Here is a 25,405-nt window from a genome sequence, read left to right as displayed (position 1 = left end):
CATGGGTTTTCAACTATGCCTCTGGTAGAATCTATTCCTGGTCAATTAAAGGTGGATGAAGGAGAATTCATATGACCAGAAAAGCGCACAAAAAAAGCGCCCCGGCCATGGATGGCAGAAGCACTTTATATTTGGAACAATTATAAAGATTGTGGTGTTTTATTTCTTGGAGGCAGTGGACCCAAATACTGATAGTACTGGGTTTCAATGCGTCCATTGAACAATTTGCGACGCTTGTCTGCCTTATGACCGAAATATTCTTCAAAGGCTTTGGTTGACGTAATTGCAAAAAAGGACCATGTCGGCATGTCGAGGTAACTGCGCCCCAGTGAGCGGAGCAACTTCTGAACTTCTTTTTCTTCACTCAAACGTTCACCATATGGAGGGTTGGTGATGATAACACCATATTCTCCTTGTGGTCTTGCGCGATGAGCGGGCAGAACGCTGACTTCAATGTCTTTGGCGAAGCCTGCGCTCTTGATTGCAGCCTGAGCTACTTCAATCGCTTCCGGATCAATGTCGCTACCTGAAATCTGTAACGGGATATCATCACGCACAGCATCAAATGCTTCTTCACGCGCTTGTTCCCATAATTCTTCTGGAATGACAGCCCAGTCCTCTGAGTTGAAGGTCCGGCGAAGTCCTGGTGCGATGTTCCAGCCGATCATGGCGGCTTCGATCAGCATTGTGCCTGATCCGCAGCATGGATCATAGAAGGGACGGGATACATTCCAGCGACTGAGCTGAATCAGAGCTGCTGCAAGTGTTTCTTTGAGTGGCGCTTCGGTGACGAGTTTACGATAACCCCGTTTGTGCAAGCCTGGTCCGGTCGTATCCAACGTAAGCAGGGCGCGATCATTCAGCAAAATAACTTCAATCACATAACGAGACCCATCTTCGGGGAACCACTCTGTGTCATAGGTCAACTTCAGTTTCTCTACGATTGCTTTCTTCACGATCCCTTGTGATGCAGGCACACTGCTTAACTGAGATTTTTGAGAGCGACCTTCTACAGGGAATTCGCCGTCGGCTGGAATCCACTCTTCCCAAGGCAGTGCTTTGGTGCCTTCAAACAATTCATCAAATGTCGTGGCAGGGAATTCACCCATTTTAACCAATACGCGGTCCGAACTTCTCAGCCACAGATTACAACGACAAATATCAATATAATCTCCTGTGAAGAAAACCCGTCCATTGTCGATCGTAACATCTTCATACCCCAGTTGCTTCAGTTCCCGGGCGACAACAGCCTCGAGTCCCATCGCCGAGGTTGCAATCAATTGCAATTGAGCCATGTGATTCATTTCAACTCCATTTCAAGCTGGAGAAGGATATCCTTCTCTCTGCTGTATAGTAACGGTGCGGCCTTGCCGCTTTCCGTGAAAAAACTTACAATGAGAAATGCGGTGAACGTATGCATTCCTCTTTCGAAGTGATGCACCAGTCAACCGCCTGTGTTGATAACAAACATTTATTATAGAACATTGGCATCCATATGGAAAGCAGTCCAAGTGTCCAAGGAGGATTTTAGTGGTGAATCTGACCCCTGATGAATATGTAAATCAATTATTTCAAGAGGATGACCTTTTGCTGAAAGTGAAAGAGGCTATCCGTTCGAACGGTATGCCGGAAGTTTCGGTGGCTGCTGCGTATGGACGATTGCTCACGTTTCTAGCCAAGACATCCAAAGCAGAAGCTGCGCTCGAAATCGGCGTGCTGGGCGGTTACAGTGGGATCTGCATTGCACGCGGATTGCGTGAGAATGGAACCCTGACTTCGCTGGAACTGAAAGAGGAATATGCGGCAATGGCGCGTGGACATCTGGAAGAAGGCGGCTTTGGCGAAAAGGTGGAGTACCGGATTGGCCCGGCGGCAGACAGTCTGGAGCAATTGGAAAAGGAAGGACGTACATTCGATTTCTTCTTTATTGACGCAGATAAGGAGAATTATCCGGTATATCTTGACTATGCTATTAAGCTGGCCCGTCCAGGTGCTGTTATTGTAGGCGATAATTGTTTCCTGCGTGGTCGTACGCTGAATCCGGACAAGCAGGGACCGGCCGTGCTCGCTGTTCGTCGCTTCAATGAACAGATGGCGAGTGACCCGCGCCTGGTGACGACCATGTTGCCGGACTACGATGGGCTCGTACTTGCCTGGGTGAAGTAAAAGTCAAAAATTCCTGAATAAAAACTCCGATGAAACACGTCTCATGCTCTTATGTTTGTGAGGGATCGTGATCGGAGTTTTTTAGCCGTTTTTAATATTGCCCGTGTATATTCTGCTCATTGCAATCCTGGTTTTCTTGATTTTTTTGACCATACAAAGAAGAGACGACACACCTTGAATCACAGGGAGTATCGTCTCTTTCTTTGTATTTACAGATATCGATGTAGTAGTTCGATTTATACTTCAGGTGTTCCGTACGTTTCGAACCATTTTTTGATGGTGTCAAAATCATCACTGAAGGACAAACCCAGCATCAATAATACACGAGCTTGTTGTGGACTCAGGTTGTCGCCTGCAATAATGCCTTTGCCGCCGCCGTATACACTTCCCGAACCCGTCCGAGTGGTGGTCACAAAGATGACACCTTCTTCAATGGCTTTGGTACGAGCTTGTCCCATAGCTCTGGAGATGCCCCCGGCTCCGGTACCGGAAGTCACAATTCCTTTGGCGCCGCTACTCACGAATCCTTCGATCGCTCCGCCTCCAGCTTCTTGATAAGAGATCGCGATTTCTACTTTGGCCAGATCTGCCTTTGTGATTTTACTTAGATCAAATACGGGCTTCGCTGTGCCTTCAGGTTTCAACGCACGTGCAGGAGCGCGGTAGATTCGAATGTTTTCTTCATCAATATATCCTACAGCGCCGAGCATTGGGGTTTCAAACGTATCTGTCCGATAATCATTCGTCTTGGTTACACCACGAGCAAGCTGGATCGTGTCATTCAACATGAGTACAGTGCCGAATGAAGTGGTACGACCACTGCCTGCAAGCTTGATTGCGTTGTACAGATTGGCTTGAGCGTCAGAACCGATGACAGTCCATGGACGCATGGAACCTGTGATCACGACCGGTTTGTCGCTCTGAACCGTCATATCGAGGAAATAAGCGATTTCCTCCATTGTGTCTGTACCTGTGGTAACGACAACACTGTCATACATTGCAAGAGCTTTATCTACCGTCTGCGACAAGTCATAGAGGTCGGCCATGCTATAGGAACCTGAACCTGAGTTTCCGAATTGGAGTGTGCTAACATCAGCAATCTTCTGTTTATCCGGTAAGGCGTCTACCATCTCTCCAATGGGAAGTGTACCTGCCTTATAATTCTGGAAGCTGGTGGCGTCCTCGGATTGTCCGGCAATCGTTCCGCCAGTTCCGATTACCAATACATTAGGAAGTGCAGATTGTTTGGAAGAGTCGGGTATTGCAGGAATGGATGTATTGCGAGCCGGCGTAGTGGTTGCTGTCTGAACAGCACCTGTTGTGCCTTTCACCTCTACCGTAGCTGCGTGCGCAGCGTAGGTTCCGATGGGGGACAACGAGATGGTCAATGCTGTTAAAGCTGCGGTACTCCATACGGCCCAGGGACGAAGATTGGATGTTTTACTCATGAATAGCACTCTCCTTCAAGTAAGTGTGATGTTAAGTTTGTTAAGAAGAATATGTATACCATTTCAAATTGATTGTATTTCATGTTAAGTAATATGACAAACCTAGATAAAGGTAGAGTAATCGGTTACATTCATAGATAATCAGAGAAAAATGATTGTTTATAAGGAATTATGAAAGATTATTCACTTTAATAGAGATAGAAAATAGGTGGTTTTAGTAGTTTTAATGAAAATGACTCTTTTTTATGTTAGTTAATATTACATAATAAGTCTTTTGTACTGATAAAACGAAGTATGTCATTAAAAGAATGTCGAATTGGGACGCATATCAGAAGTGGGTAACAGAATGAGAGGATAGTAGTAGCAACATATTAGGTAATGGGGCTCAATTACGGTCTAAAGATTGGTTTCGTTATAGAGTTATGTTTATAATAGGGATGATCAACATATGTAAATAAATATATAATATTGATTGGAGGAAAAACGATGAAACAGGCACCGAGAAAGTATGCGAATTACATTCCGATTCGGGAACTGGAGACTTTGGAAGAGAGGTTATCTCCCTTCAAGGTGTATGCAGAACTTCGTGATAACACTCCAGTCCGATATGATGAGCATCGAGAATGTTGGGATGTTTTCGGTTATGAAGATGTGAAGTACGTATTGAAAAACCCGAAACTGTTCTCTTCTGCACGTGATCGTGCCAATACGAGCATGTTGACGACAGACCCTCCCAAACACAAACAGCTGCGTGATCTGGTGAATCAGGCGTTTACACCCAAGGCAATTGAAGCGTTGGCTCCGCGTATTCAGGAGATCACAGATGAGTTAATTGCTCCACACCTGTCTGAAGGACATATGGAACTTATTGATGACCTTGCAACGCCATTGCCCGTCATTGTGATTGCAGAATTAATCGGAGTCCCTGCGGCGGATCGTCAAAAATTCAAAGACTGGTCTGATGTATTGGTAAAAGGCGCTCGTGACGATAGTGAGCAGGCCTTTCAGGAGTTACTGGAAGAGAAGAAAAGAAATATGCAGGAGCTGCATATCTATTTCACTGGCATTATGGAAGAACGTCGGTTGCAGCCAGAGGATGATCTGATCTCGTTACTGCTTGCTGCAGAGATTGATGGTCAGAAATTGACTGCAGATGAAGTGGTAGGCTTCTGTATTCTCTTGCTTGCTGCTGGTAATGAAACAACAACCAACCTGATTACCAATGCGGTTCGCATATTGTCTGAACAACCCGAGCTACAGCAGGAGTTGCGCGAACATCCTGAACGGATTACTTCTGCGATTGAAGAGACGCTGCGATATTATCCGCCGATTGTCGCGATTGGGCGGGTTGCCAAGGAAACTGTAGAGTTGAATGGTCAGACGATTCAAGCTGGAGAGCAGGTGATTTCCTGGGTTGGAGCAGCCAATCGGGACAGTGCCCAGTTCGAAAACCCGGAAGATTTCATCTCTGATCGCAAGCCGAACAGACATATGGGATTTGGTTTTGGCATTCATTTTTGTCTGGGTGCACCACTCGCTCGTTTGGAGGCAAGGGTAGTTCTTCATACATTGCTTCAGCACATGGAACGTATTCAGCTTGTGCCGGGAACAGTCCTGGAACCGATACAAAGTGCCTTTGTGTTTGGTGTGAAGCATTATCCGATACACTTCAGTCTAATAAATAAATAAATAATGAATGGCACATGAATGACAAAAGCCGCTCTCAGGCCAATTAGGCGCTGGAAGCGGCTTTTTCTAATAGAACAGTAAGATGGACTAGTTAAGAAATGGATAGGGAATCAGGATTCCCGAGTAGAAGCAGGTTTGTTATACAATTTGAATCTGACCCAAACCATATTAAGCAGCAGCAGTCCGCCAGAGACGATAAACAGACCTTCGATTCCGATGAATCCTGCCATAAAACCACCAATGATGGCTCCAAGCATGTTACCCAGCGCCAGAGTGCTCGTATTAAAACTGAATGCACGGCTGATCATGCTATCGGATGTATAGGAACGGATCAAGGCATTAACGCTCGGAAGCAGGCCACCCATGAACACACCCATCATGAATCGAACAAGAATGAGCTGCCACACGGTCTGAACAAATGCCTGCGGAATAAGCATGAGTCCTGTTCCTATGAGGGAGAACGTTAGCACCTTGTGAGGACCAATCCGATCACTCAGCTTCCCGAGAACAGGAGACATGGCCATATTGGATAGTCCCGTAACTGCACCGACAAGACCCGCCCAGAAGGCCACATTTACATCCGAAGCATGCAATTTTTGCACATACAGCGGCAAGAGTGACATGGGGCTAATCATCGCAAACTGCAACAGGAACGTCACAGCAAACAGTGCGGGAAGTTGAGGTGACTTGTTTAATTCCTTCAGACCGGACAATACGGATTGTGCCGGCAGTTTGGCTGCTTCTTGCCGGTCGAATTTCTCTCTCACCAGGAACATGGCGAGCATGGAAGCAACAAAGATCAGTCCGCCTGTAATGTAGAAAATGGGGCGGAAGCCTACTGCATCAGCTAGCAAGCCGCCAATAAGCGGACCCAGGATTGTACCGGCAACTTGCCCGGACTGACTGATTCCCATAGCGAAACCCATGCGGTCTTTTGGAGTGGTACCCGATATCAGCGCAACAGCCGCAGGATTGAAACCGGAGATTGTACCGTTAAGCAAACGCAATAAGAGAAGCTGCCAGGGATTCTGTGCCAGACCCATAAGGGCAATTACGATGGCCATCCCGAATCCCGAACGAAGCAGCATAACTTTACGACCATACTTGTCCGATAACTTGCCCCACAGCGGTTGAAACAAAAATGAGGTGAGGAAATTGGCTGCAAAAATAAATCCCGCCCAAATGCCAATTTCATGTTCGCCAACAACGCCAAGATCTCTTGCGAGATAAAGAGACAAAAATGGGGTAATCATGGTCATGCCCGAATTGACCAAAAATTGTCCGAACCAAAGCACAATGAGGTTTACTTTCCACGTTTTCAAAGTGCTTTCACTTCCTTTCAAAGATATTTCTGTAATTCTCTAAAAAACACCATTCTTTCATTATAACATAATTGGCATATGGGGGATGGGGGTAAGGAATGTCATAGTATTGTCACGTAGAACGCATCCGCATGTGGTTGTTACAGCTGTTTAAAAAGGGCATAATGGTAATTATGAGTCCAAAAACTATTGGAGGCTTCTTACATGAGCTATAATGATCGACTGATTCGGGCGAGTTTCAAACAACAGGTAGACCGTGTCCCGGTATGGTACATGCGTCAAGCTGGACGTTACGATCCTGAATATCGCAAAATTAAAGAAAAGTACTCCTTACTAGAAATCTGCAAACAACCCGAGCTGGCGGCTGAAGTTACACTCATGCCGGTACGCAAACTTGGTGTAGATGCGGCTATTTTGTATTCCGATATTATGAATCCGGTTGCCTCATTGGGCATTGATTTTGACATTGTAAAAAATATTGGACCGGTCATTGATAATCCGATTCGTTCAGCTGCAGATGTGGATCGGCTGCGCCCCATCGACGTAGAAGGAGATCTGTCACATATTCTGGAGACCATTCGAATTCTGGATAAAGAGCTTGACGTGCCTTTGATTACGTTTGCAGGCGCGCCTTTCACGATTGCGAGCTATCTGATCGAAGGCCGACCTTCGAAAGGTTATATCCGCACCAAAACGATGATGTACAGCGAGCCTGAGGTGTGGCATAAGCTGATGCAGAAGCTTGGTGATATGGTTATTACATATGTCCGTGCGCATATTGCGAATGGCGGTAAGGCATTCCAGTTGTTTGACAGCTGGGTTGGAGCACTTTCTCCCAAAGACTTCAGAACATATGTGTTGCCTACGATTACCCGTATCTTTACCGAATTATCGGATTTGAATGTACCGAAGATTTATTTCCCTGGTGTCGCCTCGGGCGAGTTGTTGCCAGCGCTGCATAATCTGCAAGCCAATGTGATTGGATTGGACTGGAGAGTATCGATTTCGGAAGGGCGTCAACGTCTTGGCGGCAAATTTGCCGTACAAGGAAATCTGGACCCTTATTTGCTGACTGCACCGATGGAACTAATCAAGGAACAAGCCAAATTGATTATTGACGAAGGAATCAAGGAGCCGGGGTATATTTTCAACTTGGGGCACGGACTATTCCCCGAAGCTTCCCTTGAGAAGCTCAGAGAATTAACGGCTTATATTCATGAGTATTCTGCTGAAGCATTAAAGACAGGGGTGACGATAACTAATGACTAATACTGTAGGTGTACTGGTGATGTCATATGGTACACCAGAAAATATGGAAAGTGTTGAAGCATATTACACACATATCCGCAGAGGACGTCCGCCTGAACCGGAGCAATTGAAGGAACTGACGGATCGATATGAAGCCATTGTTGGCGGTGTATTCCCGCTTCGGGAGAACACGGACAATCAGGTCAAGGCTCTTCAGGAGACTTTAAACCGCGATGAGCGTGGCGTTGATGTGGAATTCCGTTGTTATCAAGGACTGAAGCATGCCTATCCGTTTATTGAGGACGGCGTGGAACAGATGGCGAAGGATGGAATTCAGACAGCAATTGGTATTGTACTGGCTCCTCATTTCTCCACAATGAGTGTAGGCAGTTATATCAAACGTGCGCGTGAAAAAGCAGAAGAACTGGGCATTCATATGTCCTTTATTGAGAGTTATCATCTGCATCCGAAATTAATTCAGGCGTTGTCCACGCGTGTCAGTGCCAAGTTGGATGCATTTGAGGAAGCTGGAGCAAAACGCGGAGATGTGAAGGTGCTGTTCAGTGCTCACAGCCTGCCGGCACGTATTGTGGAGATGGGTGATCCATACCCACAACAACTGCTGGAGACTTCGGAAGTGATTGCCTCACGTGTAGGAATAACCAATTGGCAATTTACGTGGCAAAGTGCCGGACGAACAGCTGAGCCTTGGCTCGGACCGGATATTCTGGATACGTTACAGGAACTTTCGCGTGAACAGGTAGAGGATGTACTTGTTGCACCAATCGGGTTTGTCTCGGATCATCTCGAAGTACTCTATGATCTCGATATTGAGGCCAAATCGATTGCCAAAGAAATTGATATGCGCCTGATGCGTATTGATTCTCTCAATAGCGATCCTCTATACATGGAGACGTTAAGCGACGTTATTATAAGCCAATGGCAGCAAGGGTCGGATGAGTAATGGGTGATAAGAAACGCCGTGTTGTTGTCGTCGGCGGTGGCCTCACCGGCCTCAGCGCGGCATTTTATATCCGCAAGCATTACCGGGAAGCGGGAGTTGAACCCGTGATTACTTTGGTCGAGAAAAGCTCGTCCATGGGAGGCATGATTGAAACACTGCACCGGGATGGATTTGTGATTGAAAAAGGGCCCGATTCCTTCCTGGCTCGCAAAACTGCCATGATTGACCTGGCTAAAGAATTGGAGATTGATCATGAGCTGGTCAGTCAGAATCCGGAGTCGAAGAAAACGTATATCATGCAGCGTGGCAAGCTTCATCCTATGCCAGCAGGACTCGTTCTCGGTATTCCTACAGAATTAAGACCTTTCCTGAGAAGTGGTCTGGTCTCTCCGGCAGGCAAACTGCGGGCGTTGATGGATTTTGTCATCCCGCCTCGTCGTACAACAGAAGATGAATCGCTTGGTTATATGATTGAACGCCGTCTTGGAGCGGAAGTGCTGGAGAACTTGACGGAACCACTGCTCGCGGGAATCTATGCAGGTGATATGCGGAGATTAAGCCTCCAGGCTACCTTTCCGCAGTTCGGAGAAGTAGAGCGCGATTACGGTAGCTTAATCCGGGGCATGATGACAGGTCGCAAACCGGCTGAGACGCATACCGGAACCAAACGGAGCGCTTTTCTGAACTTTCGTCAGGGACTGCAGAGCCTTGTTCATGCACTCGTCCATGAGTTGCAGGATGTGGATCAACGTCTGAACACCGCGGTGAAGTCACTGCAACGTCTTGATGGAACGCAGACCAGATATCATGTTGAGCTGGAGAATGGTGAAATGCTTGAAGCTGATGATGTAGTGGTTACTGTGCCGACATATGTCGCGTCAGATCTGTTGAAGCCACACGTGGACACAGCGGCACTGGATGCGATTAATTATGTATCTGTGGCCAATGTAGTGCTCGCTTTTGAGAAAAAAGAGGTGGAGCATGTATTCGACGGATCGGGTTTTCTTGTTCCGCGGAAAGAGGGTCGGAATATTACGGCTTGCACGTGGACATCGACGAAATGGCTGCATACCAGCCCGGACGATAAAGTACTGCTTCGCTGTTATGTCGGTCGCTCGGGTGACGAACAGAACGTAGAGCTTCCAGACGAAGCGCTCACGGATCTGGTTCTCAAAGATCTGAGAGAGACGATGGGTATCGAAGCAGTGCCGATCTTCTCCGAGATTACAAGGCTTCGTAAATCCATGCCTCAGTATCCAGTGGGACACCTCCAACATATTGCCGCCCTTCGTGAGGAGCTTGGCAGCAAGTTACCTGGTGTGTACATTGCAGGTGCAGGTTATGAGGGCGTAGGCTTGCCTGATTGCATCAGACAAGCAAAGGAAATGTCTATCCTGGCAACACAAGAGCTTGCAGCAGATTAAGTACAGCAAGAGAGCTGTCTCACCGTAGAATTATCTACTGGAGAGATGGCTTTTTTTATGTGAAAATCTAGAAGCTAACCGAGTTAATACCCTTTCAATCGATACAGTTCCAAGGAATGATGGAAATCCAGAATATGCCTGATATAATGGTATGTATGGCTGTGAAGAAGAAGAGGAGTTGCTTATGTATCCCCCAAGATCAGATCGAAGTGTAGAGAGGAAAAAAAGAAAGCGCACCCGCGATAGAATCATCTGGACAATTAATTTTGTATTGATCATGACAATCGGTCTGGTGGGCATTTTTTATGTCATTAACACACGTCAGCAACAGGCGGACCAGCCGGTGAAGCAAGAAATGGTTGATCAGGATCAGCCTTCCATTGGAGACGATTCCAAAGGCGGGGATCAAGTAAGTTCTCCAGACTCAGAGGAGTCTGATAAGACTCCGGAAGAAGAACCCGAAGCAACGAATGAAGAAACAACAGCAGATGCAGATAAGTCATCTGGCTTAGCGAAACCTGATACTTCAGGCAATACCAATAATGGGAAAGCCGAATCCGGAACGAAAAAACCTGCTACAGATTCGACACCGTCAGGCACCAAGGGAAATGCAGGTGTGGATACCGAATCAGGGACGTCGAAACCTTCCAATTCAGCGAAGGATGTCACCATTAATTTTGTCGGCGATATTCAATTTTCGGGCAAAGTTGCTGAACTGCTGGATAAGAACGGTTATGATTATCCCTTTGCCAAGCTCGGCAGATTGTTCAAGGATGATGATCTTACCATCGGCAACTTGGAGACTCCGATAACCCAAGGCGGTACTGGTGCAGCTGACAAAACATATGTATACAAATCTTCGCCCAAAGCATTGGCGGCAATGGCCTCTGCGGGTTTTGATGCTGTCAATTTGGCTAACAATCATATTCTGGATCAGGGTGTAGAGGGTTTGGTAGATACGTTAACCTATCTCAAGGAATATGGTATAGCTCACACTGGGGCCGGTATGAACCGGGATGAAGCCTATGCACCAGCGTATCTGGAACGCAAAGGCATGAAGATTGCATTGCTTGGGTTCTCCCGCGTTGTACCGGAAACGAGTTGGAAGGCTGAGGGCAATCGGGCTGGCGTTGCTGAAGCCTATGATTCCACAGGAGCGGTCAAAGCGATCCAGGAGGCTCGTAAGAAGGCTGATCTGGTGATCGTGGTTGCACACTGGGGAGAGGAACGTGTAAGTACTCCGAACAGTGATCAGACCCGATTGGCTCATGAATTTGTAGATGCCGGCGCGGATCTGGTCATAGGTGGTCATCCTCATGTGTTGCAAGGGTTGGAGTACTATAAGGGGAAATGGATTGCATACAGTACGGGAAATTTCATTTTCTCCAGATCAACAACCGAAGAGACATGGAAAACGGCGGTATTTCAGGCACGCTGTAGTCCTGATGCAGCTTGCAGCATGAAAGTCATCCCTTATGAGGCCGGGCTCGGTCAGGCCATTCCGATGATCGATGAGGCAAACAAAATGCTGTTACAACAGATGGCAAAGCTCTCCCCAGGCATTCGATATGATGGAAATGGAGTCGCTTCGCCTAATTAATAACCTTTTTGAGGAGGGAATCGAATGAACAACCTATGTGTAGCGCACCGTGGATTTTCTTCTATTGCACCAGAGAATACGATGGCTGCGTTTCTAATGGCCATGGAACGGCCTGAAGTTCAGTGGATGGAGCTGGATGTGCAGTTGTCGCGTGATGGTGTGCCAGTGATCATTCATGATTTTACAGTGGATCGTACGACGAATGGCAAGGGTCTGGTTCGGGAAACCGATTGGGCTGATCTGCAACGTCTGGATGCGGGAGCATGGAAAAACAAGTCTTACAAAGGCGAACGTATTCCGGCGCTAAGTGAATTGTTAGATCGCTCGTGCGGCAGAGTACGTCTGAACATTGAACTGAAAACGCAGGGAGACATGTACCCGGGTCTGCCTGCGGCTGTTATACATGAAGTGAGAAAAAGACATATGCAAAATGATGTTGTAATCACCTCATTTGAACCAGCCGCTCTGATCGAAGTGAAGAAACTTGCACCGGAGATCCAGACGGGGCTGATTATCGATGCACGGCCAGGTGATCTGTTAACCGCCCTCCAGCAGATGAAATGTACATTCCTCTCGATTGGATACACCAATGTAGACAAATCCTTAATGAGCGAGATGCGGAGTGCAGGTATTCGGGTGATGGCTTGGACAGTAGATGACAAGACCATTATGAAGAAACTGGCCGCAGTTGATCCAGAACTCATGTTATGTACGAACCGTCCTGACGTATGGGAACTGGCATTTCAGGAGACGAGCAGCCGATTCTTCAGACCGTAAAGGCCCTAAAATGCACTATTGAATCCAATAAAGGTGGTAATTTACCCATGTTGACTAACATTCGCAATGTATACTGTGTAGGACGCAATTATAAACTTCACGCGGAAGAATTGGGCAACGCGGTTCCGGATGAGCCAATGATCTTTATGAAACCTTCTCACGCAGTCGTGCCCCTGAATGGTGAAACGCTTGAATTGCCTGCTACCAAGGGTGAAGTTCACTATGAAGCTGAATTGGTCGTTCAGATCGGCCGGAGTTATGAGCCGGGTATGGCGGTAGATGAGCTGGTGGTTGCGTATGCGTTTGGTATTGATTTTACGTTACGTGACGTACAGTCCGTAATTAAGAAAAAGGGGCATCCCTGGACAGCGGCCAAAGGATTCAAAAATTCGGCTCCGGTTACTGCATTTCAGGCGTTCCCGGGGGCGGCAGCACTGCTGGAGAAAGACTTTACGTTGACTAAAAACGGTGAGGAAGTCCAGCGTGGTAACATTCGTAACATGATTTTCAGTCTACAGGATATTGTGAATTATGTAGGTCACCATTACGGCTTGGGGCCGGGAGATGTCATTTTTACAGGAACACCCGAAGGTGTTGGACCAACACAAGCAGGAGATGTGCTCGAACTGGCATGGGACGGCAAATCCTTGGGTGTATGCAGGATTGGGGCAGCGCAATAAGGATTACACATCATACCTGCTTGATAAGAGAATAGGGTACAAGAAAGGGGCGTGCACACGCTCCTTTTTGCCATGTTATTCATGGCAACTTGTATATTTAACGTAAGGATCGGTCGCTGATTACGTCAGGCTGTAAGCTGTATTTGCGCTCTGCGTGACCAACTCTTGCAGTTCAGCTTGTTGTGCAGCGTGTTGTTGCGAGCTGATACTTCCACTTGCGAGTCGTTCATCCAACTGCTCTCTGAGCTGTCTTACTTGTATAGCAATCACCTCATCCAAATTCCCCTTGTTTTCCTCCGTAATCGTTCTCAGCGATTTGCCGTTGTACAATTCCTGATACAGATGCTCTTTTGAAGGCTGATTCAGAGCGTTGAGCAGTTCGTCACTGCTTCCCTCACGAGTATCCAGGTCAACGATGAACCATTTAGCAGTAGGTATGGGGGAGATGGCGGATTGGCCCCATGCGGTTCCCGCAAAGGACATGGTGACAATCATGGTGCCTATAATAATGACTCTTTTCATGTTCATATGCATAATCCTCATTTCTGTAGTTGAGTACGAACTGAATCGTAACTTGTCATAGATGTATTGGTTGATATATCGATCTGAGAATAGTGTAAACGGGAAACCTGAAGTGAAACTTAAAACAGGATAAGTAATTTTAATCCGACGGAGAATGACCTTAAAAAAGATAACTTATAATTCACACTTGACAGGTTGGGTTAGTTGGTTATATGATGATCTCAATTATTTTAATACTCATTAAATGAACAGTGAAATAATTTGAATTGAAAATATATCGAGCTGATTGGACCACCAAAGGCTCCCGGGACTACTCCACTATGGAATGTCCACGGGGGCCTTTTTTCGTATGCTGTTGAGGTTTCAGACGATCAAGGAGGTTATGAATTGAGTGATAGAGACTGGGAAGCGTTGGAGCGGACGGACTGGTTATTCCGCAAAATGGTCAGACGATTCGTCAAAGAGCGGGATCGTATCTCTGTAGAAGGCATCAGCCTGCCAGGCATGCTTATCCTGCACAAGATCATACGTGAGGGAGAACAGCGGCTTGGCGATTTGGCGGAACAATTGGACTTTACATCAGGTGCCATTACAGCTCTGACCGATAAGTTGGAGAAAAAGGGACTCACCATCCGCAGACGAAAGGAAGACGACCGCCGGACGGTTTTACTGGATATCACTTCCAGTGGGCGGGAAATGTATGCGAGAAACAGCAACATCGGTGCCCGATGTATCACGCTTCTGTTTGAGGGTTTTACGATGGAGGAACTGGAACAGCAAAGTCAATTCTACGAGCGGGTAGTAGCGAATCTGGAGGGGTTCTCGGACACGGTGCTGGAGTTGGCGGAGAACAACGGGATACAAGAACATGATCGGTCCTCCACAAGTAACCTTGAGCAGAAGCAGCGGGACAATACCGGAAAGAGTAACTATCTCAGTTATTGAGATTGAGTCAAGGCAACGGCATTTGATATACCACTAACATTCTAGGGGAGAGATGATCAATGGGACACTCAACAATATATCCAACTGGAGCGACGCTATACAATCCGGATAAAGCTTGGGGCGGTTATACCGTCTATCAGGCAGGTGAGGAAGGCGTAGTATTGATCGATATGAATGGCAAGGAGGTTCACCTGTGGAAAGGATTATTAGGTTTTCCGGCCAAAATATTACCTGGTGGCTACGTGCTGGGCAGCACGGGTCGGAGAGATCCGAAGTTCGGTATTCAGGATAATGTCGATCTGGTTCAGGTGGATTGGGACGGCAACATAGTATGGAAATACAATAACTACGAACACATCGAAGATCCGGGGTATGAGCCACTATGGTATGCCCGCCAGCATCATGATTATCAGCGTGAGGGTAATCCGGTAGGGTACTATGCACCTGGGCTTGCACCGAAGACGAAGAGTGGCAAAACACTTATCCTGGCTCACAAAAATGTGAGTAACCCGCAAATTTCAGATAAGCCATTGCTTGATGACGCCATTATTGAAGTGGATTGGGAGGGGAAGGTACTTTGGGAATGGCTGCCTAACGAGCACTTTGAAGAATTAGGTTTTGATGAAGCTGCTCGAAATGTTCTGTTCCGTGATCCGAATACACGTTCTTTCGGTCATTTGGGTGGTGGTGTCGGTGACTGGTTACATATTAATTCTGCTTCTTATGTTGGACCCAACCGCTTCTATGAAGACGGAGACGAACGGTTCCACCCCGACAATATTATCTGGGATGCAAGAGAGGCCAATATAATCGCAATTACAGACAGGCAGAGCGGAAAAATTGTATGGAGACTGGGCCCCGACTATACTTCAACTGAAGCGAAGCACATTGGCACAATTATCGGGCAGCATCATGCACATATCATTCCTCAGGGCCTTCCTGGAGAAGGGAACTTGCTTGTATTCGACAATGGCGGCTGGGCAGGTTACGGCCTTCCGAATCCGGCTTCCCCATTTGGATTAAAACATGCGATTCGGGATCACTCGCGTGTGCTGGAGATTAACCCGGTCACCCTGGAGATTGTCTGGCAGTATACCTCGGCAGAAGCAGGTTTCTCGGTTCCGACGGATTCTTATAAATTTTATAGCCCATACATCAGTTCCGCCCAGCGTTTACCTAACGGCAACACCCTAATAACCGAAGGTTCCAATGGCAGATTGTTCGAAGTGACAGCGGAGCATGAGCTGGTCTGGGAGTATGTCTCCCCGTACATGGATGGGCGGAATACCAATATGGTCTATCGCTCATATCGAGTCCCTTATCAGTGGGTTCCACAGTTGGAGAAGCCGCAGGAAGTTGCCATCGAAGCCATTGATGTCTCCACCTACAGGGTGCCGGGAGCAGCACCCAAAGGTTCTGCATCCATCGTGAGCGTAGAGACAACTCTTCCATTTGTGGAGGGAGCAGCCTGTGTGGCAACGTCGGATGAAGGCAAGTCGGGCGGTTAAGCGTCAAGAATCATGACTAGATCGAATGGGGTGTATATTGTGAGAAAACCATCCATAATTACCGGCGTATTGATATTATTCCTGGCTACGGCACTCATATTATCCGGATGCAGTTCAAACGCAGCAGGATCTGGAGCAAAAGACGCTACCGGCAAGAATACCGATAATGTAAAAATTCGAATTGCAGATACAAGTACGAACCCAACGTTCAGGGTAGCCATTGCCAAAGGTTTTTTTGAAAACCGGGGCATAGATGCAGAGAGTATTACGTTTGGCTCACCGGCTGAAGGTGTAAATGCACTATTTATCAAACAGGTTGATATTGCGTACGGGGCGGACTTCCCTGTATTGAATGCACTGGCTAAAGGGGAATATTCAGTCATCGCTTCTGCAGGCCAGACTACGGATGAAGCGGCAGCCGCCTGGAGGCTGTATGCAAGGGATGATATTCAGAGTGGAGCAGATTTGAAAGGCAAGAAAGTGAGTTTCATTCGAGGCACATTTATTCCATATCTATGGGATGAATATTTGAAAGATCAGGGGGTGGCGCTGAGTGATGTGACGCAAATTGGTCAGGGGGCTTTTGATGAAGCCTACATCGCACTGAAACAGGGAGACCTTGATGCCGCTTGGGTCATAGGTTCCGCGTTAACCGATAAATTCGATGCACTCGAAGGAGTACATCAGCTGACGGATATGTCTCAGACGCCTATACGCCTTGGGATGGGACTGGTATCAAGTAATGAATTCATCCAGGCAAACCCTGAAAAGATAAGTGACTTCCTTGCGGCGCTGGATGAAGCATCCACGTATGCCCAAGCGCATCCTGAAGAGGTTGCCGATCTGATGTATCAAGAGACCAAACAGCCTAAAGATGCCACGTTGAAAGATCTTCCGATCAATCCATGGGAAGTTGGATTTACGCAGGCTGCTTATGATAGTTTGGCGGGTCAGAAGCAATACATGGTGGACACCGGAATCATCAAACAGGATTTTGAGCTTGACACCAAACTCAATCTGACTTCTCTCCAGCAGGCGTTGCCGAAAAAAGTGACATACAGTAAATAATTCTTATACCAATGGGAGGTGTCCGTTATGTCCTTACCTGCAACTCAGCATACCATTCATATTGAACAGCTTCGGAAAACGTATCATGCCCCGACCAATGGGGATGTACATTATATCATTAAGGATGTCGATCTGGTTATCAAGGGAGGGGAGTTCTTTGTCCTGCTTGGTCCCAGCGGGTGCGGGAAGTCAACGCTGCTGAACATGATCGCGGGTTTCATCTCCAAGTCGGGTGGACAGCTCAAGGTAGACAACAAGGAGATCGACAGACCAGGCAGGGATCGGGCAGTGGTATTCCAGCAGGCGGATTCTTCTCTCTTTCCATGGTTAACTGTGAGGGAAAATGTTGAATTCGGACTTCGAATGTCCAAGGTGCCTAAGACACAACGACGTGAGATCTCTGATCGATACATCCAGCTTGTGGGACTGAGTGCTCATGAGGGGAAATTTCCGAAAGAGCTCTCGGGTGGCATGAAGCAGCGGGTTCAATTGGCTCGGGTACTTGCGAATGACTCGGCGATCTTGCTGATGGATGAGCCATTCGGTGCCCTGGACGCAATGACGCGGCGGACCATGCAGAAGGAACTGGTGAATATTTGGAAAGAAACACATAAAACCGTTATCTTTGTCACACACGATATTCAGGAGGCGTTATTGCTTGGTGAGCGCATAGGCATTATGTCTGTAGGTCCGTCTTCGAATATAACGGATATTTATCACAATACGTTACCTTACCCGAGGAACATCGCCTCGTCTGAGTTCAACACCCTGTATGACCGGATTCAAGGCCACTTTGAAGAATAACTGAGGTGATATGTAAGATGAAATGGTTGGAAAAAAAATCGGTGTCCATCCCTCTCCTATGGGTAACGGTCATCCTGATCTGGCAGCTTGGTGCCCTCATCTATGGGCCTGACGTAATCCCTGGTCCCTGGGATACGATCCTAGGAGCGCGTGAACTGATTGCTGACGGTACCCTGATGCAGTATATCGGAATCAGCTTCACTCGTGTACTGGCGGGCTGGGTACTCGGAAGCATCATTGCTATTCCGGTAGGGCTGATTATTGGCAAGGTGCATATCATCCGGCTGTTCGCCGAGCCATTCCTTAACTTTATACGTTTTATCCCGCCGATCGCGTTTATTACTTTATTCTTGGTGTGGTTCGGTATTGGAGAGCAATCCAAGATTGCGCTCATCATGTACGCAACTTTCTTCATTGTTGTGCTCAATACCCTAACAGGTGTACTCTCCGTTGAAGAAGACAAAATCCGGTCGGCCCGCAGTATGGGAGCCAATGAACGGCAGATTTTGCTGCATGTGATTGTTCCTGCGACAACCCCGTTTATTTTCACAGGTGTTCGTCTGGCAATGGGAACTTCGTATATGGCCATCATCGGTGCGGAGATGATTGCCGCAAATGAGGGAGTGGGGTACTTGATCTGGAATTCCAGACTCTTTTTCCGGACGGATTGGATCTTTGTCGGACTGATTTCCCTGGGTTTTATGGGATTCCTGACGGATCGATTGTTCAACTGGTTTGGTCGCAGAGTACTTTACCGATATGGGGTCATTGGCGGAGCGAAGCGGGTCTGAACGAGAACACAGAAACACTCAATTCCAGACGTTACTTGAGAAGGGGATTTATCTTGTTGTAACGTTTGGTCAATAACCTGTTTTGGCACTTCTACACGAGGCCGAAACAGGTTTTTTGTGTGCTGGCCTCAGGAGTTTCGGCATTGGCATCAAACCGTGGTATAATTGAATTTCAAAAATACAATTAACGTCATGTGGGCTGTACTTATGCTGCATGCAGGAGACATTATGGATTGGATTATTGGCGCCGTATGCGCTTCTATGGTGGCAGGTGCTGCCTATGCGAAAAAGTCGCTAACCCTGTCTGGCTGCTTGGCAGCAATAGTGATGGGAACGATATATTACGGAGCGGGTAACCTGTTCTGGTTTGGCACGTTATTGTTGTTCTTCATTACTTCAACGTTGCTCTCCAGGTTTCGTAAAGATCGGAAGCAGGAGCTGGAGAAATCCTATGCCAAGTCAGGAAATCGGGACGCAGGGCAAGTAATGGCTAATGGTGGAATGGGCATGTTCCTATGTCTGGGATACTGGATATTTCCACATCCGGCATGGATATATGCTTTCATTGGTGTAATGGCTACCGTGACATCGGACACATGGGCAACTGAACTCGGGAGTCTCAGTCGCAAGCCGCCGCGCTCTGTTCTCACATGGAAGGTACTTACTCCAGGTGCTTCAGGAGGTGTCTCATTTCTCGGCACCGTGGCCGCAGCCGTAGGCGGGGCTCTGATTGGTGCGGGAGCCTTCTTGTTTTCATGGATCGCCGGGATCGAAGGGCTTGGTCTGTTTAGTTGGACTTTTGTCGGTCTTGTAGGCGGGTTGGCAGGTGCTTTTGCCGATTCCTATCTGGGCGCAACGGTGCAGAAGATGTATCGTTGCACTGTGTGTGGCCGTGAAGTTGAGGTACATGAACATTGCGGGCATCCAACGGTTCGGGCTCGTGGCTGGGCATGGATGAGTAACGACCTGGTGAACGTGCTTAGTTCGGTTATCGGAGGATGCGTGGCGATAGGTTTAGGTAACATTTTGGCGTTGTAAGGAGGAGTACATTTGAGCACGGTACAGGGAGACAAATCGGAGGCTATTTTGGATGCGGCCTATGGTATTTTTGGCTCGAAAGGTTTTTATGAGACGAAAATGTCTGATATTGCAGACGAAGCCGGCATTGCAAAAGGCACCATTTATTTATATTTCAAAAGCAAGGAACAATTATTTATCGCAGTATCCAAGCGGGACTGTAACAGTTTTATCAGTCGTCTTGAATATGCATTGAACTCGCATGACAACACAGGTGATAAACTTGGAGCAATAGCCAAGACCCACCTTACGTATTATTATGAGCGCCGCAATCATACCAAGCTCTTTTTTATGGCACCCAATAATGATCCGGACCTGATGAAATTCATGAAGGCATTCATGAATCAATACATGAGCATGGTATGTGAAGTACTGGAGAGTGCAAGTGTACCTGAGCCTGCATTACTTGCTGAAGCTTATATTGGAATTCTGGACCGGCTGAAGATGGATATCATGTTGAATCCAGAGTTCAATGAGGAACATCTGAACAAACGAATTGCCTTTGCAGCAGCATTGTTTCTGGACGGATGCCGTTCTTTTTTACAAGTTTAAAGTGAGTGCGTGAATGCACGTAATATGAATTTTATTTTACAGAGAAGTGGGTACGAGCAATGAACATAATGACGGTAGAGCAGATTGCAAAAAGTTATGGCGAAAAAATATTGTTCAAGGATGCTTCATTTGGCATGGCTGATCAGGACAAGATTGGTGTCGTTGGGGTAAATGGTACCGGGAAATCCACGTTTTTGCGTGTAATATCTGGTATGGAACCTGCAGACGCGGGACAGATCTCCATCGGTAATGACGTACGTATTCAGTTCCTTGCACAAAATCCGGACTTCAATCCAGACAATACGGTACTGCAACAAGTATTCGAAGGTGACAGCATGGAAATGAAAACCGTGCGTGAATATACGGAAACGATGGAATTATTGGAGCTGAATTCCTCCGATCCAGCGTTGCAAGAGCGATTACTACGTTTGAATCAGCAAATGGAGCAGCTTCAGCTCTGGCAGATGGAGAGTGAAGCGAAGAGTATCTTGTCCAAACTGGGTATTCGTCAATTCGATGCACTGATGGGCACGTTGTCTGGTGGACAACGCAAAAGGGTAGCACTCGCTGCTGCGCTGATCCATCCTTGCGAACTGCTCATTCTGGATGAGCCGACGAACCATATTGATAATGATTCGGTAGTATGGCTCGAGCAGTACTTGCAGAAGCGTCGCGGCGCACTGCTTATGATTACGCATGATCGGTATTTCCTGGATCGTGTGGCCAATGTCATGCTGGAATTGGATCATGGCCGTTTGTTCCGGTATGAAGCCAACTATACACGCTTTCTGGAACTGAAGGCAGAGCGTGAAGAACGGGAAGCTTCTTCCGAACAGAAGCGTAAGAACTTGCTTCGGACGGAGCTCGCATGGATTCGTCGTGGTGCCAAGGCACGGACGACGAAACAAAAAGCGAGAATTGATCGTTTTGAACAACTCAAAGACCAACAAGGAGTCCAGCGCTCCGGTTCATTGGAAGTATCGGTTGGCTCCACTCGTCTGGGTAAAAAGATTCTGGAGATCGAGCATCTTTCCAAATCCGTCGGTGGTCGCAAACTGATTGAAGATCTGAGTTATATTGCCGTACCTGGAGATCGGGTAGGGATTGTCGGACCGAATGGTAGTGGTAAGTCCACGCTGTTACAGATGATATCTGGCAAATTGGAACCCGATGCAGGCGTGGTTGACGTCGGTCCTACGGTCAATCTGGGCTATTTCACACAGGAGCATCAGGAGATGGATGAATCTCTTCGTGTCATTGAGTACATCAAGGAAGTGGCTGAGAATGTGAAGACAGCCGATGGCTCTCTAATTACGGCATCCCAGATGCTGGAGCGGTTCCTGTTTACCCCGGCATCCCAGTGGACGCCAATCTCCCGCCTGTCTGGTGGAGAGAAACGTCGACTGTATCTGCTGCGTGTTCTGATGGCTGCGCCGAATGTACTACTGCTGGATGAGCCGACGAATGACCTGGACATCCAGACACTCGCTGTACTGGAAGACTATCTGGACGATTTTCCGGGTGTTGTCTTTGTGGTATCCCATGATCGCTATTTCCTTGATCGTACTGTGGATAAAGTGCTGTCTTTTGAGGGCAACGGTGCTGTACGTGTACACGTCGGCGACTACAGTGAGTATGCGGAATGGATGCTGAAAAATGCCCCTGGAGCTACGCAAGAGAGTGACACAGGAGCAGCGAAGGTGAAGCAGTCATCGGAGAAAACAACTCCCGCTGTGTCAGCGGCTAAACCGAAGTTGAAGTTCAGCTTCAAGGAGCAACGTGAATACGATCAGATTGATGAAAATATTGAGAAGGCTGAAGCCAATCTTGTCCGGATTAACAAAGAGATGGAAGAGTCATTTAGTGATTCTGCCCGTCTGCAGGAGTTGATGGCAGAGCAGGTTGAGGCTGAGCGTCATCTGGACGAATTGATGGAACGCTGGACCATTCTGAATGAACTTGCAGAGCAGATTGAACAGAGCAAGTCTTGATTTATAGTTAAACATCGCCCTTTCTTCTAGAGTGACTTGATGTCGCTTTGGAGGAGAGGGCGATTTTTTTGTCTGTGAATTTCGCATGAAAGTGAAACGTTCAGTATATTCATTACGTTGTATAAGTAAAGAATTCCATAGAAGGGAGAGAACACCATACTTATGTATAAAGAAATCAATGAACAGTTGGCAGTACTCAAGGAAAAGGGGAGAATTTACGAGAAATGGACCAAGCGTTTGGAGAAGCTTCAAACGGAAGAAACCGAATGGGAAGCAAAGGTAAAACGTCGTCAGGAGCATCTCCAGAAGGAGCAGAAAAATGTTGATCGACTGAACAGTATGACATTGTCAGCATTTTTCTATCAACTGATTGGCAAGAAGACAGAGCAGCTGGAGAAGGAAGAACTCGAACTGATGGAAAGCAAGGCTGCGTACGATACCGCTTGTCGCATGTTACAAGACGTGCAAGAGCAACGAATTCATGTGGAACAGGAGTTGGAGGGCGGGCGGCAGTATCAATACTGGCAAAGTGATTACAACGCTCTGTGGGGGAAGAAGGAAGGTCGTCTGCTGGACCAGGATGCTGAATTGCAACACATGGCTGAAAATCGGGAACATCTGGCGAGTGAACTTCAGGAACTGGATGAAGCTTTCCGGGAAGGGGAATACCTGGTCTATGCCCTTGAACGTGCCGAGAAGGCTTTGGCTTCGGCAGGTAATTGGGGCATATATGACATGATGGGTGGTGGGGTAATTTCCACCCATATCAAGCGGGGACGTATGGATGACGCTCAGGTGGCCATTATGGATGCAGGAAAGCGTCTACGACGTTTTCAAAAGGAATTGGAGGATGTAGAGATGGCGGTACACGCGGATCTGCATCTGGGAGGTCTGCTTTCATTCGCAGACTATTTCTTCGATAATCTCTTTGTGGACTGGATGGTTCAGGACAAAATTCGTAAAGCCGAACGCCAGGTGAAAGATGGACTGATTGCGGTTCGACAGACCATGCATGTGTTAAGTAATGAAATGCGTGACCATAAGGCAGAGTTAGAGATTTTGGAGAATAAATATCATGCCTATGTGGAACAGGCAGATTAAGAGATAGGACAGCAAAGGACACTTCCGAGAGCACCGAATTACTGTGCTTGGAAGTGTCCTTCTGCTTAGACGAACATATGGATGTTATCCACGATTTTTTCGTAGATGGATGATTCTATTTTACTTCGTTGTAATGTAGGCAGCGAGCAATCGTGCCGTATTCAGGACAGCATCCTTATGTGTACGCTCCATGGAATGAGATGCGTGAACCCCCGGACCGATCAGTGCTGCTCGGATATTGTTTCCTCCGCGTAGTGCTGCACTGCCATCTGAGCCGTAGTGGGGATAGATGTCTACGACGTAATCCAACCCATCTTGTTTGGCCAGTTCAATGAGACGACTGGTCATATCGTAGTCATACGGGCCGGAAGAATCTTTGGCACATATGGATACATCGGTTTCTTTACAGCTCAGGTCATCGCCCATGGCTCCCATGTCTACAGCGATCATTTCACTGATTTCCGCAGGGATATACGATGCGCCATGTCCGACTTCTTCGTAGTTAGAGATGAGCAGAGAGACATTATGTAATGGTTTCCAGCTTTCGCGATGTGCAGACTCAAGGATGCCGAACAAGGCAGCTACGCTGGCTTTGTCGTCCAGATGACGTGATTTAATATAACCGCTTGGGGTAATGATGGCACGAGCATCGAAGGAGATAAAGTCACCGACAGCAATTCCGAGTTTCAAGACGTCTTCCTTGGAGGAGACAACTTCATCGATTCGAACTTCCATATGGCTCTCGGTCCGTTCAAATGTACGTGCATCTGGATAAACGTGTACAGACGGGTGAAGGGAGAGAATGGTGCCTGTGTATGTCTTTCCGTCCCGAGTATGGATGCTGCAGTACTCATTCTCAATACTTTGCATGGAAAATCCACCGACAGAGGTCAGTTTCAAGGTGCCGTAGGATGTAATCGAGCGTACCATGGCCCCTAGTGTATCCACATGGGCACTCAGAGCAATCGTCTTGGACGAATCCTGCCCTGGCAATGTAAGCACCGCACCACCCTTGTTATTCAGCTCACAAGCGATGCCAAGTGATTCTGCTTCCTTGCGAATCATCTCGATAATATGATGGGTGTAACCACTTGGACTTGGTGTGTCCAACAATTTTTTCAGAAAAGACAGAACGTAAGATTCATCAATTGTAAAATTCATTGTCTAATTTCCTCCTTGGAACGTGGGTATGGTGTGAAACAAAATACAGCCTGTCTGGGGGAGTGAATGTGATACTACCATTCCTGACTCGCCAGCAGGCTGATTCTGTTGGTTACAATGTCCCCGTAGGGTTTCCTTTGCGCTGACTCTGGATCGAATCATTCTCCAATAGGCTGTCCGGTTCAGTTGAGTTAAGCGAATCCATCGATTTGAAAGAATCGAGCGAAGCGTTGCTTGTTGCCGAACTTTCCAATTCAGATACACGCAATTTCAATTGCTTATTCTCGCGTTGCAGTCGGTATTGGCGATAGATGCCATATGAACCTACAATAATTCCACCGATCAGGGTGCAACCGAGGATCAGCAAAATCAGCGGGATTTGAACGGTGTTAAATAGCAGGTTAACTTGAACGGAATCAACATTAATAACCGCAAAGATTCCTGTGAGCAGTGCAAAAACAAGACCTGCTATGAGTGCCCATTGCATTTTCATGGTGTTGCCTCCTTGTTGAACAATTGAGAACTAGTATGCATTACCCATATTAGGGTATATTGCATCTTTCAATG

Annotated in this window: 23 protein-coding genes; 17 read left to right on the top strand and 6 right to left on the bottom strand. The window is 47.2% G+C overall.

The features are described 5' to 3' along the window. Window positions 1–140 precede the first annotated feature (140 nt). Window positions 141–1,295 carry a THUMP domain-containing class I SAM-dependent RNA methyltransferase gene (locus tag AB4111_RS06450; RefSeq protein ID WP_442030884.1) on the bottom strand — a complete coding sequence of 385 codons (1,155 nt, stop codon included), beginning with the start codon at window positions 1,293–1,295 and terminating at the stop codon, window positions 141–143. Between the two features lie 238 nt (window positions 1,296–1,533). Here AB4111_RS06450 and AB4111_RS06445 point away from each other — a divergent pair, with 238 nt between their 5' ends. Then, window positions 1,534–2,166 carry an O-methyltransferase gene (locus AB4111_RS06445; protein WP_442030883.1) on the top strand — a complete coding sequence of 211 codons (633 nt, stop codon included), beginning with the start codon at window positions 1,534–1,536 and terminating at the stop codon, window positions 2,164–2,166. Between the two features lie 236 nt (window positions 2,167–2,402). On the opposite strand, the gene AB4111_RS06440 is transcribed toward AB4111_RS06445, so the two are convergent. Next, window positions 2,403–3,614 carry an asparaginase gene (locus AB4111_RS06440; RefSeq protein WP_421897233.1) on the bottom strand — a complete coding sequence of 404 codons (1,212 nt, stop codon included), beginning with the start codon at window positions 3,612–3,614 and terminating at the stop codon, window positions 2,403–2,405. Between the two features lie 486 nt (window positions 3,615–4,100). Between AB4111_RS06440 and AB4111_RS06435 the strand changes: the two genes are divergently transcribed. Next, a complete protein-coding gene (locus AB4111_RS06435) occupies window positions 4,101–5,303 on the top strand; it encodes a cytochrome P450 (RefSeq protein ID WP_442030882.1) in 1,203 nt (400 codons plus the stop codon). A gap of 110 nt (window positions 5,304–5,413) precedes the next feature. Here AB4111_RS06435 and AB4111_RS06430 read toward each other — a convergent pair whose 3' ends face one another. Further along, window positions 5,414–6,625, bottom strand: a complete 1,212-nt coding sequence (locus AB4111_RS06430) for an MFS transporter (RefSeq protein WP_442030881.1) — start codon at window positions 6,623–6,625, stop codon at window positions 5,414–5,416. A gap of 204 nt (window positions 6,626–6,829) precedes the next feature. Between AB4111_RS06430 and hemE the strand changes: the two genes are divergently transcribed. The 6 genes from hemE (at window position 6,830) to AB4111_RS06400 (ending at window position 13,318) form a co-directional block, all read left to right on the top strand. Beyond that, window positions 6,830–7,894 carry a uroporphyrinogen decarboxylase gene (hemE, locus tag AB4111_RS06425; RefSeq protein ID WP_253433263.1) on the top strand — a complete coding sequence of 355 codons (1,065 nt, stop codon included), beginning with the start codon at window positions 6,830–6,832 and terminating at the stop codon, window positions 7,892–7,894. Next, entirely contained in the window at window positions 7,887–8,837 is a 951-nt protein-coding gene (hemH, locus tag AB4111_RS06420; RefSeq protein WP_253433266.1) for a ferrochelatase, read from the top strand. The genes hemE and hemH overlap by 8 nt, the downstream gene beginning before the upstream one ends. Next, window positions 8,837–10,261, top strand: coding sequence for a protoporphyrinogen oxidase (gene hemY, locus AB4111_RS06415; protein ID WP_442030880.1), 1,425 nt, complete (start codon window positions 8,837–8,839; stop codon window positions 10,259–10,261). Before hemH ends, hemY begins: the two co-directional genes overlap by 1 nt. A 184-nt stretch (window positions 10,262–10,445) precedes the next feature. Next, complete coding sequence (locus AB4111_RS06410) at window positions 10,446–11,861, top strand: CapA family protein (RefSeq protein ID WP_442030879.1); 1,416 nt, start codon at window positions 10,446–10,448, stop codon at window positions 11,859–11,861. A 24-nt stretch (window positions 11,862–11,885) separates the two neighbouring features. Next, complete coding sequence (locus tag AB4111_RS06405; protein WP_442030878.1) at window positions 11,886–12,638, top strand: glycerophosphodiester phosphodiesterase; 753 nt, start codon at window positions 11,886–11,888, stop codon at window positions 12,636–12,638. Between the two features lie 47 nt (window positions 12,639–12,685). Then, a complete protein-coding gene (locus tag AB4111_RS06400; RefSeq protein WP_442030877.1) occupies window positions 12,686–13,318 on the top strand; it encodes a fumarylacetoacetate hydrolase family protein in 633 nt (210 codons plus the stop codon). Between the two features lie 120 nt (window positions 13,319–13,438). Here the strand turns inward: AB4111_RS06400 and AB4111_RS06395 are convergent, their stop codons facing one another. Continuing rightward, window positions 13,439–13,846, bottom strand: a complete 408-nt coding sequence (locus AB4111_RS06395) for a hypothetical protein (protein ID WP_442030876.1) — start codon at window positions 13,844–13,846, stop codon at window positions 13,439–13,441. Between the two features lie 381 nt (window positions 13,847–14,227). Between AB4111_RS06395 and AB4111_RS06390 the strand changes: the two genes are divergently transcribed. From AB4111_RS06390 to AB4111_RS06350, 9 genes are all read left to right on the top strand, one after another. Beyond that, window positions 14,228–14,785, top strand: a complete 558-nt coding sequence (locus tag AB4111_RS06390; protein WP_442030875.1) for a MarR family winged helix-turn-helix transcriptional regulator — start codon at window positions 14,228–14,230, stop codon at window positions 14,783–14,785. A gap of 59 nt (window positions 14,786–14,844) precedes the next feature. Then, window positions 14,845–16,293 (top strand): aryl-sulfate sulfotransferase, encoded by a 1,449-nt coding sequence (locus AB4111_RS06385; RefSeq protein ID WP_442030874.1) that lies wholly within the window; start codon window positions 14,845–14,847, stop codon window positions 16,291–16,293. 39 nt (window positions 16,294–16,332) lie between these two features. Next, window positions 16,333–17,361, top strand: a complete 1,029-nt coding sequence (locus tag AB4111_RS06380) for an ABC transporter substrate-binding protein (protein WP_442030873.1) — start codon at window positions 16,333–16,335, stop codon at window positions 17,359–17,361. Window positions 17,362–17,388: 27 nt separating this feature from the next. Next, the gene (locus AB4111_RS06375) at window positions 17,389–18,165 is read left to right on the top strand and encodes an ABC transporter ATP-binding protein (RefSeq protein WP_442030872.1); all 777 of its coding nucleotides are present in this window, start codon (window positions 17,389–17,391) and stop codon (window positions 18,163–18,165) included. Between the two features lie 17 nt (window positions 18,166–18,182). Beyond that, on the top strand, window positions 18,183–18,956 hold the full coding sequence (locus AB4111_RS06370; protein ID WP_253433294.1) for an ABC transporter permease: 774 nt from the start codon (window positions 18,183–18,185) through the stop codon (window positions 18,954–18,956). Between the two features lie 228 nt (window positions 18,957–19,184). Next, window positions 19,185–19,994, top strand: coding sequence for a DUF92 domain-containing protein (locus AB4111_RS06365; protein ID WP_442030871.1), 810 nt, complete (start codon window positions 19,185–19,187; stop codon window positions 19,992–19,994). 12 nt (window positions 19,995–20,006) lie between these two features. Next, on the top strand, window positions 20,007–20,585 hold the full coding sequence (locus AB4111_RS06360) for a TetR/AcrR family transcriptional regulator (protein WP_442030870.1): 579 nt from the start codon (window positions 20,007–20,009) through the stop codon (window positions 20,583–20,585). A gap of 59 nt (window positions 20,586–20,644) precedes the next feature. Next, complete coding sequence (locus AB4111_RS06355) at window positions 20,645–22,576, top strand: ABC-F family ATP-binding cassette domain-containing protein (RefSeq protein WP_442030869.1); 1,932 nt, start codon at window positions 20,645–20,647, stop codon at window positions 22,574–22,576. 162 nt (window positions 22,577–22,738) lie between these two features. Further along, window positions 22,739–23,677: a hypothetical protein gene (locus tag AB4111_RS06350; protein ID WP_442030868.1), complete on the top strand. Its 939-nt coding sequence runs from the start codon at window positions 22,739–22,741 to the stop codon at window positions 23,675–23,677. Between the two features lie 120 nt (window positions 23,678–23,797). Here the strand turns inward: AB4111_RS06350 and AB4111_RS06345 are convergent, their stop codons facing one another. Beyond that, a complete protein-coding gene (locus AB4111_RS06345) occupies window positions 23,798–24,838 on the bottom strand; it encodes a M42 family metallopeptidase (protein WP_442030867.1) in 1,041 nt (346 codons plus the stop codon). A 112-nt stretch (window positions 24,839–24,950) separates the two neighbouring features. After that, the gene (locus tag AB4111_RS06340; protein WP_442030866.1) at window positions 24,951–25,331 is read right to left on the bottom strand and encodes a LapA family protein; all 381 of its coding nucleotides are present in this window, start codon (window positions 25,329–25,331) and stop codon (window positions 24,951–24,953) included. Between the last annotated feature and the right edge of the window lie 74 nt (window positions 25,332–25,405).

The sequence above is a fragment of the Paenibacillus sp. 2KB_22 genome, from assembly GCF_052115745.1.
GTDB lineage: Bacteria > Bacillota > Bacilli > Paenibacillales > Paenibacillaceae > Paenibacillus.
The sequence above is the reverse complement of the archived record's forward strand: the minus strand, read 5'-3'. Positions and strand labels throughout refer to the sequence as shown.

Excerpts from the sequence above, each read along its gene's own strand:
- AB4111_RS06440 (WP_421897233.1), bottom strand. The coding sequence starts at position 3,614 with ATGAGTAAAACATCCAATCTTCGTCCCTGGGCCGTATGGAGTACCGCA.
- AB4111_RS06355 (WP_442030869.1), top strand. The coding sequence starts at position 20,645 with ATGAACATAATGACGGTAGAGCAGATTGCAAAAAGTTATGGCGAAAAA.
- AB4111_RS06375 (WP_442030872.1), top strand. The coding sequence starts at position 17,389 with ATGTCCTTACCTGCAACTCAGCATACCATTCATATTGAACAGCTTCGG.
- AB4111_RS06435 (WP_442030882.1), top strand. The coding sequence starts at position 4,101 with ATGAAACAGGCACCGAGAAAGTATGCGAATTACATTCCGATTCGGGAA.
- hemY (WP_442030880.1), top strand. The coding sequence starts at position 8,837 with ATGGGTGATAAGAAACGCCGTGTTGTTGTCGTCGGCGGTGGCCTCACC.
- AB4111_RS06400 (WP_442030877.1), top strand. The coding sequence starts at position 12,686 with ATGTTGACTAACATTCGCAATGTATACTGTGTAGGACGCAATTATAAA.
- hemH (WP_253433266.1), top strand. The coding sequence starts at position 7,887 with ATGACTAATACTGTAGGTGTACTGGTGATGTCATATGGTACACCAGAA.
- AB4111_RS06385 (WP_442030874.1), top strand. The coding sequence starts at position 14,845 with ATGGGACACTCAACAATATATCCAACTGGAGCGACGCTATACAATCCG.
- AB4111_RS06350 (WP_442030868.1), top strand. The coding sequence starts at position 22,739 with ATGTATAAAGAAATCAATGAACAGTTGGCAGTACTCAAGGAAAAGGGG.
- hemE (WP_253433263.1), top strand. The coding sequence starts at position 6,830 with ATGAGCTATAATGATCGACTGATTCGGGCGAGTTTCAAACAACAGGTA.
- AB4111_RS06405 (WP_442030878.1), top strand. The coding sequence starts at position 11,886 with ATGAACAACCTATGTGTAGCGCACCGTGGATTTTCTTCTATTGCACCA.
- AB4111_RS06340 (WP_442030866.1), bottom strand. The coding sequence starts at position 25,331 with ATGAAAATGCAATGGGCACTCATAGCAGGTCTTGTTTTTGCACTGCTC.
- AB4111_RS06450 (WP_442030884.1), bottom strand. The coding sequence starts at position 1,295 with ATGGCTCAATTGCAATTGATTGCAACCTCGGCGATGGGACTCGAGGCT.
- AB4111_RS06365 (WP_442030871.1), top strand. The coding sequence starts at position 19,185 with ATGGATTGGATTATTGGCGCCGTATGCGCTTCTATGGTGGCAGGTGCT.
- AB4111_RS06395 (WP_442030876.1), bottom strand. The coding sequence starts at position 13,846 with ATGAACATGAAAAGAGTCATTATTATAGGCACCATGATTGTCACCATG.
- AB4111_RS06370 (WP_253433294.1), top strand. The coding sequence starts at position 18,183 with ATGAAATGGTTGGAAAAAAAATCGGTGTCCATCCCTCTCCTATGGGTA.
- AB4111_RS06410 (WP_442030879.1), top strand. The coding sequence starts at position 10,446 with ATGTATCCCCCAAGATCAGATCGAAGTGTAGAGAGGAAAAAAAGAAAG.
- AB4111_RS06345 (WP_442030867.1), bottom strand. The coding sequence starts at position 24,838 with ATGAATTTTACAATTGATGAATCTTACGTTCTGTCTTTTCTGAAAAAA.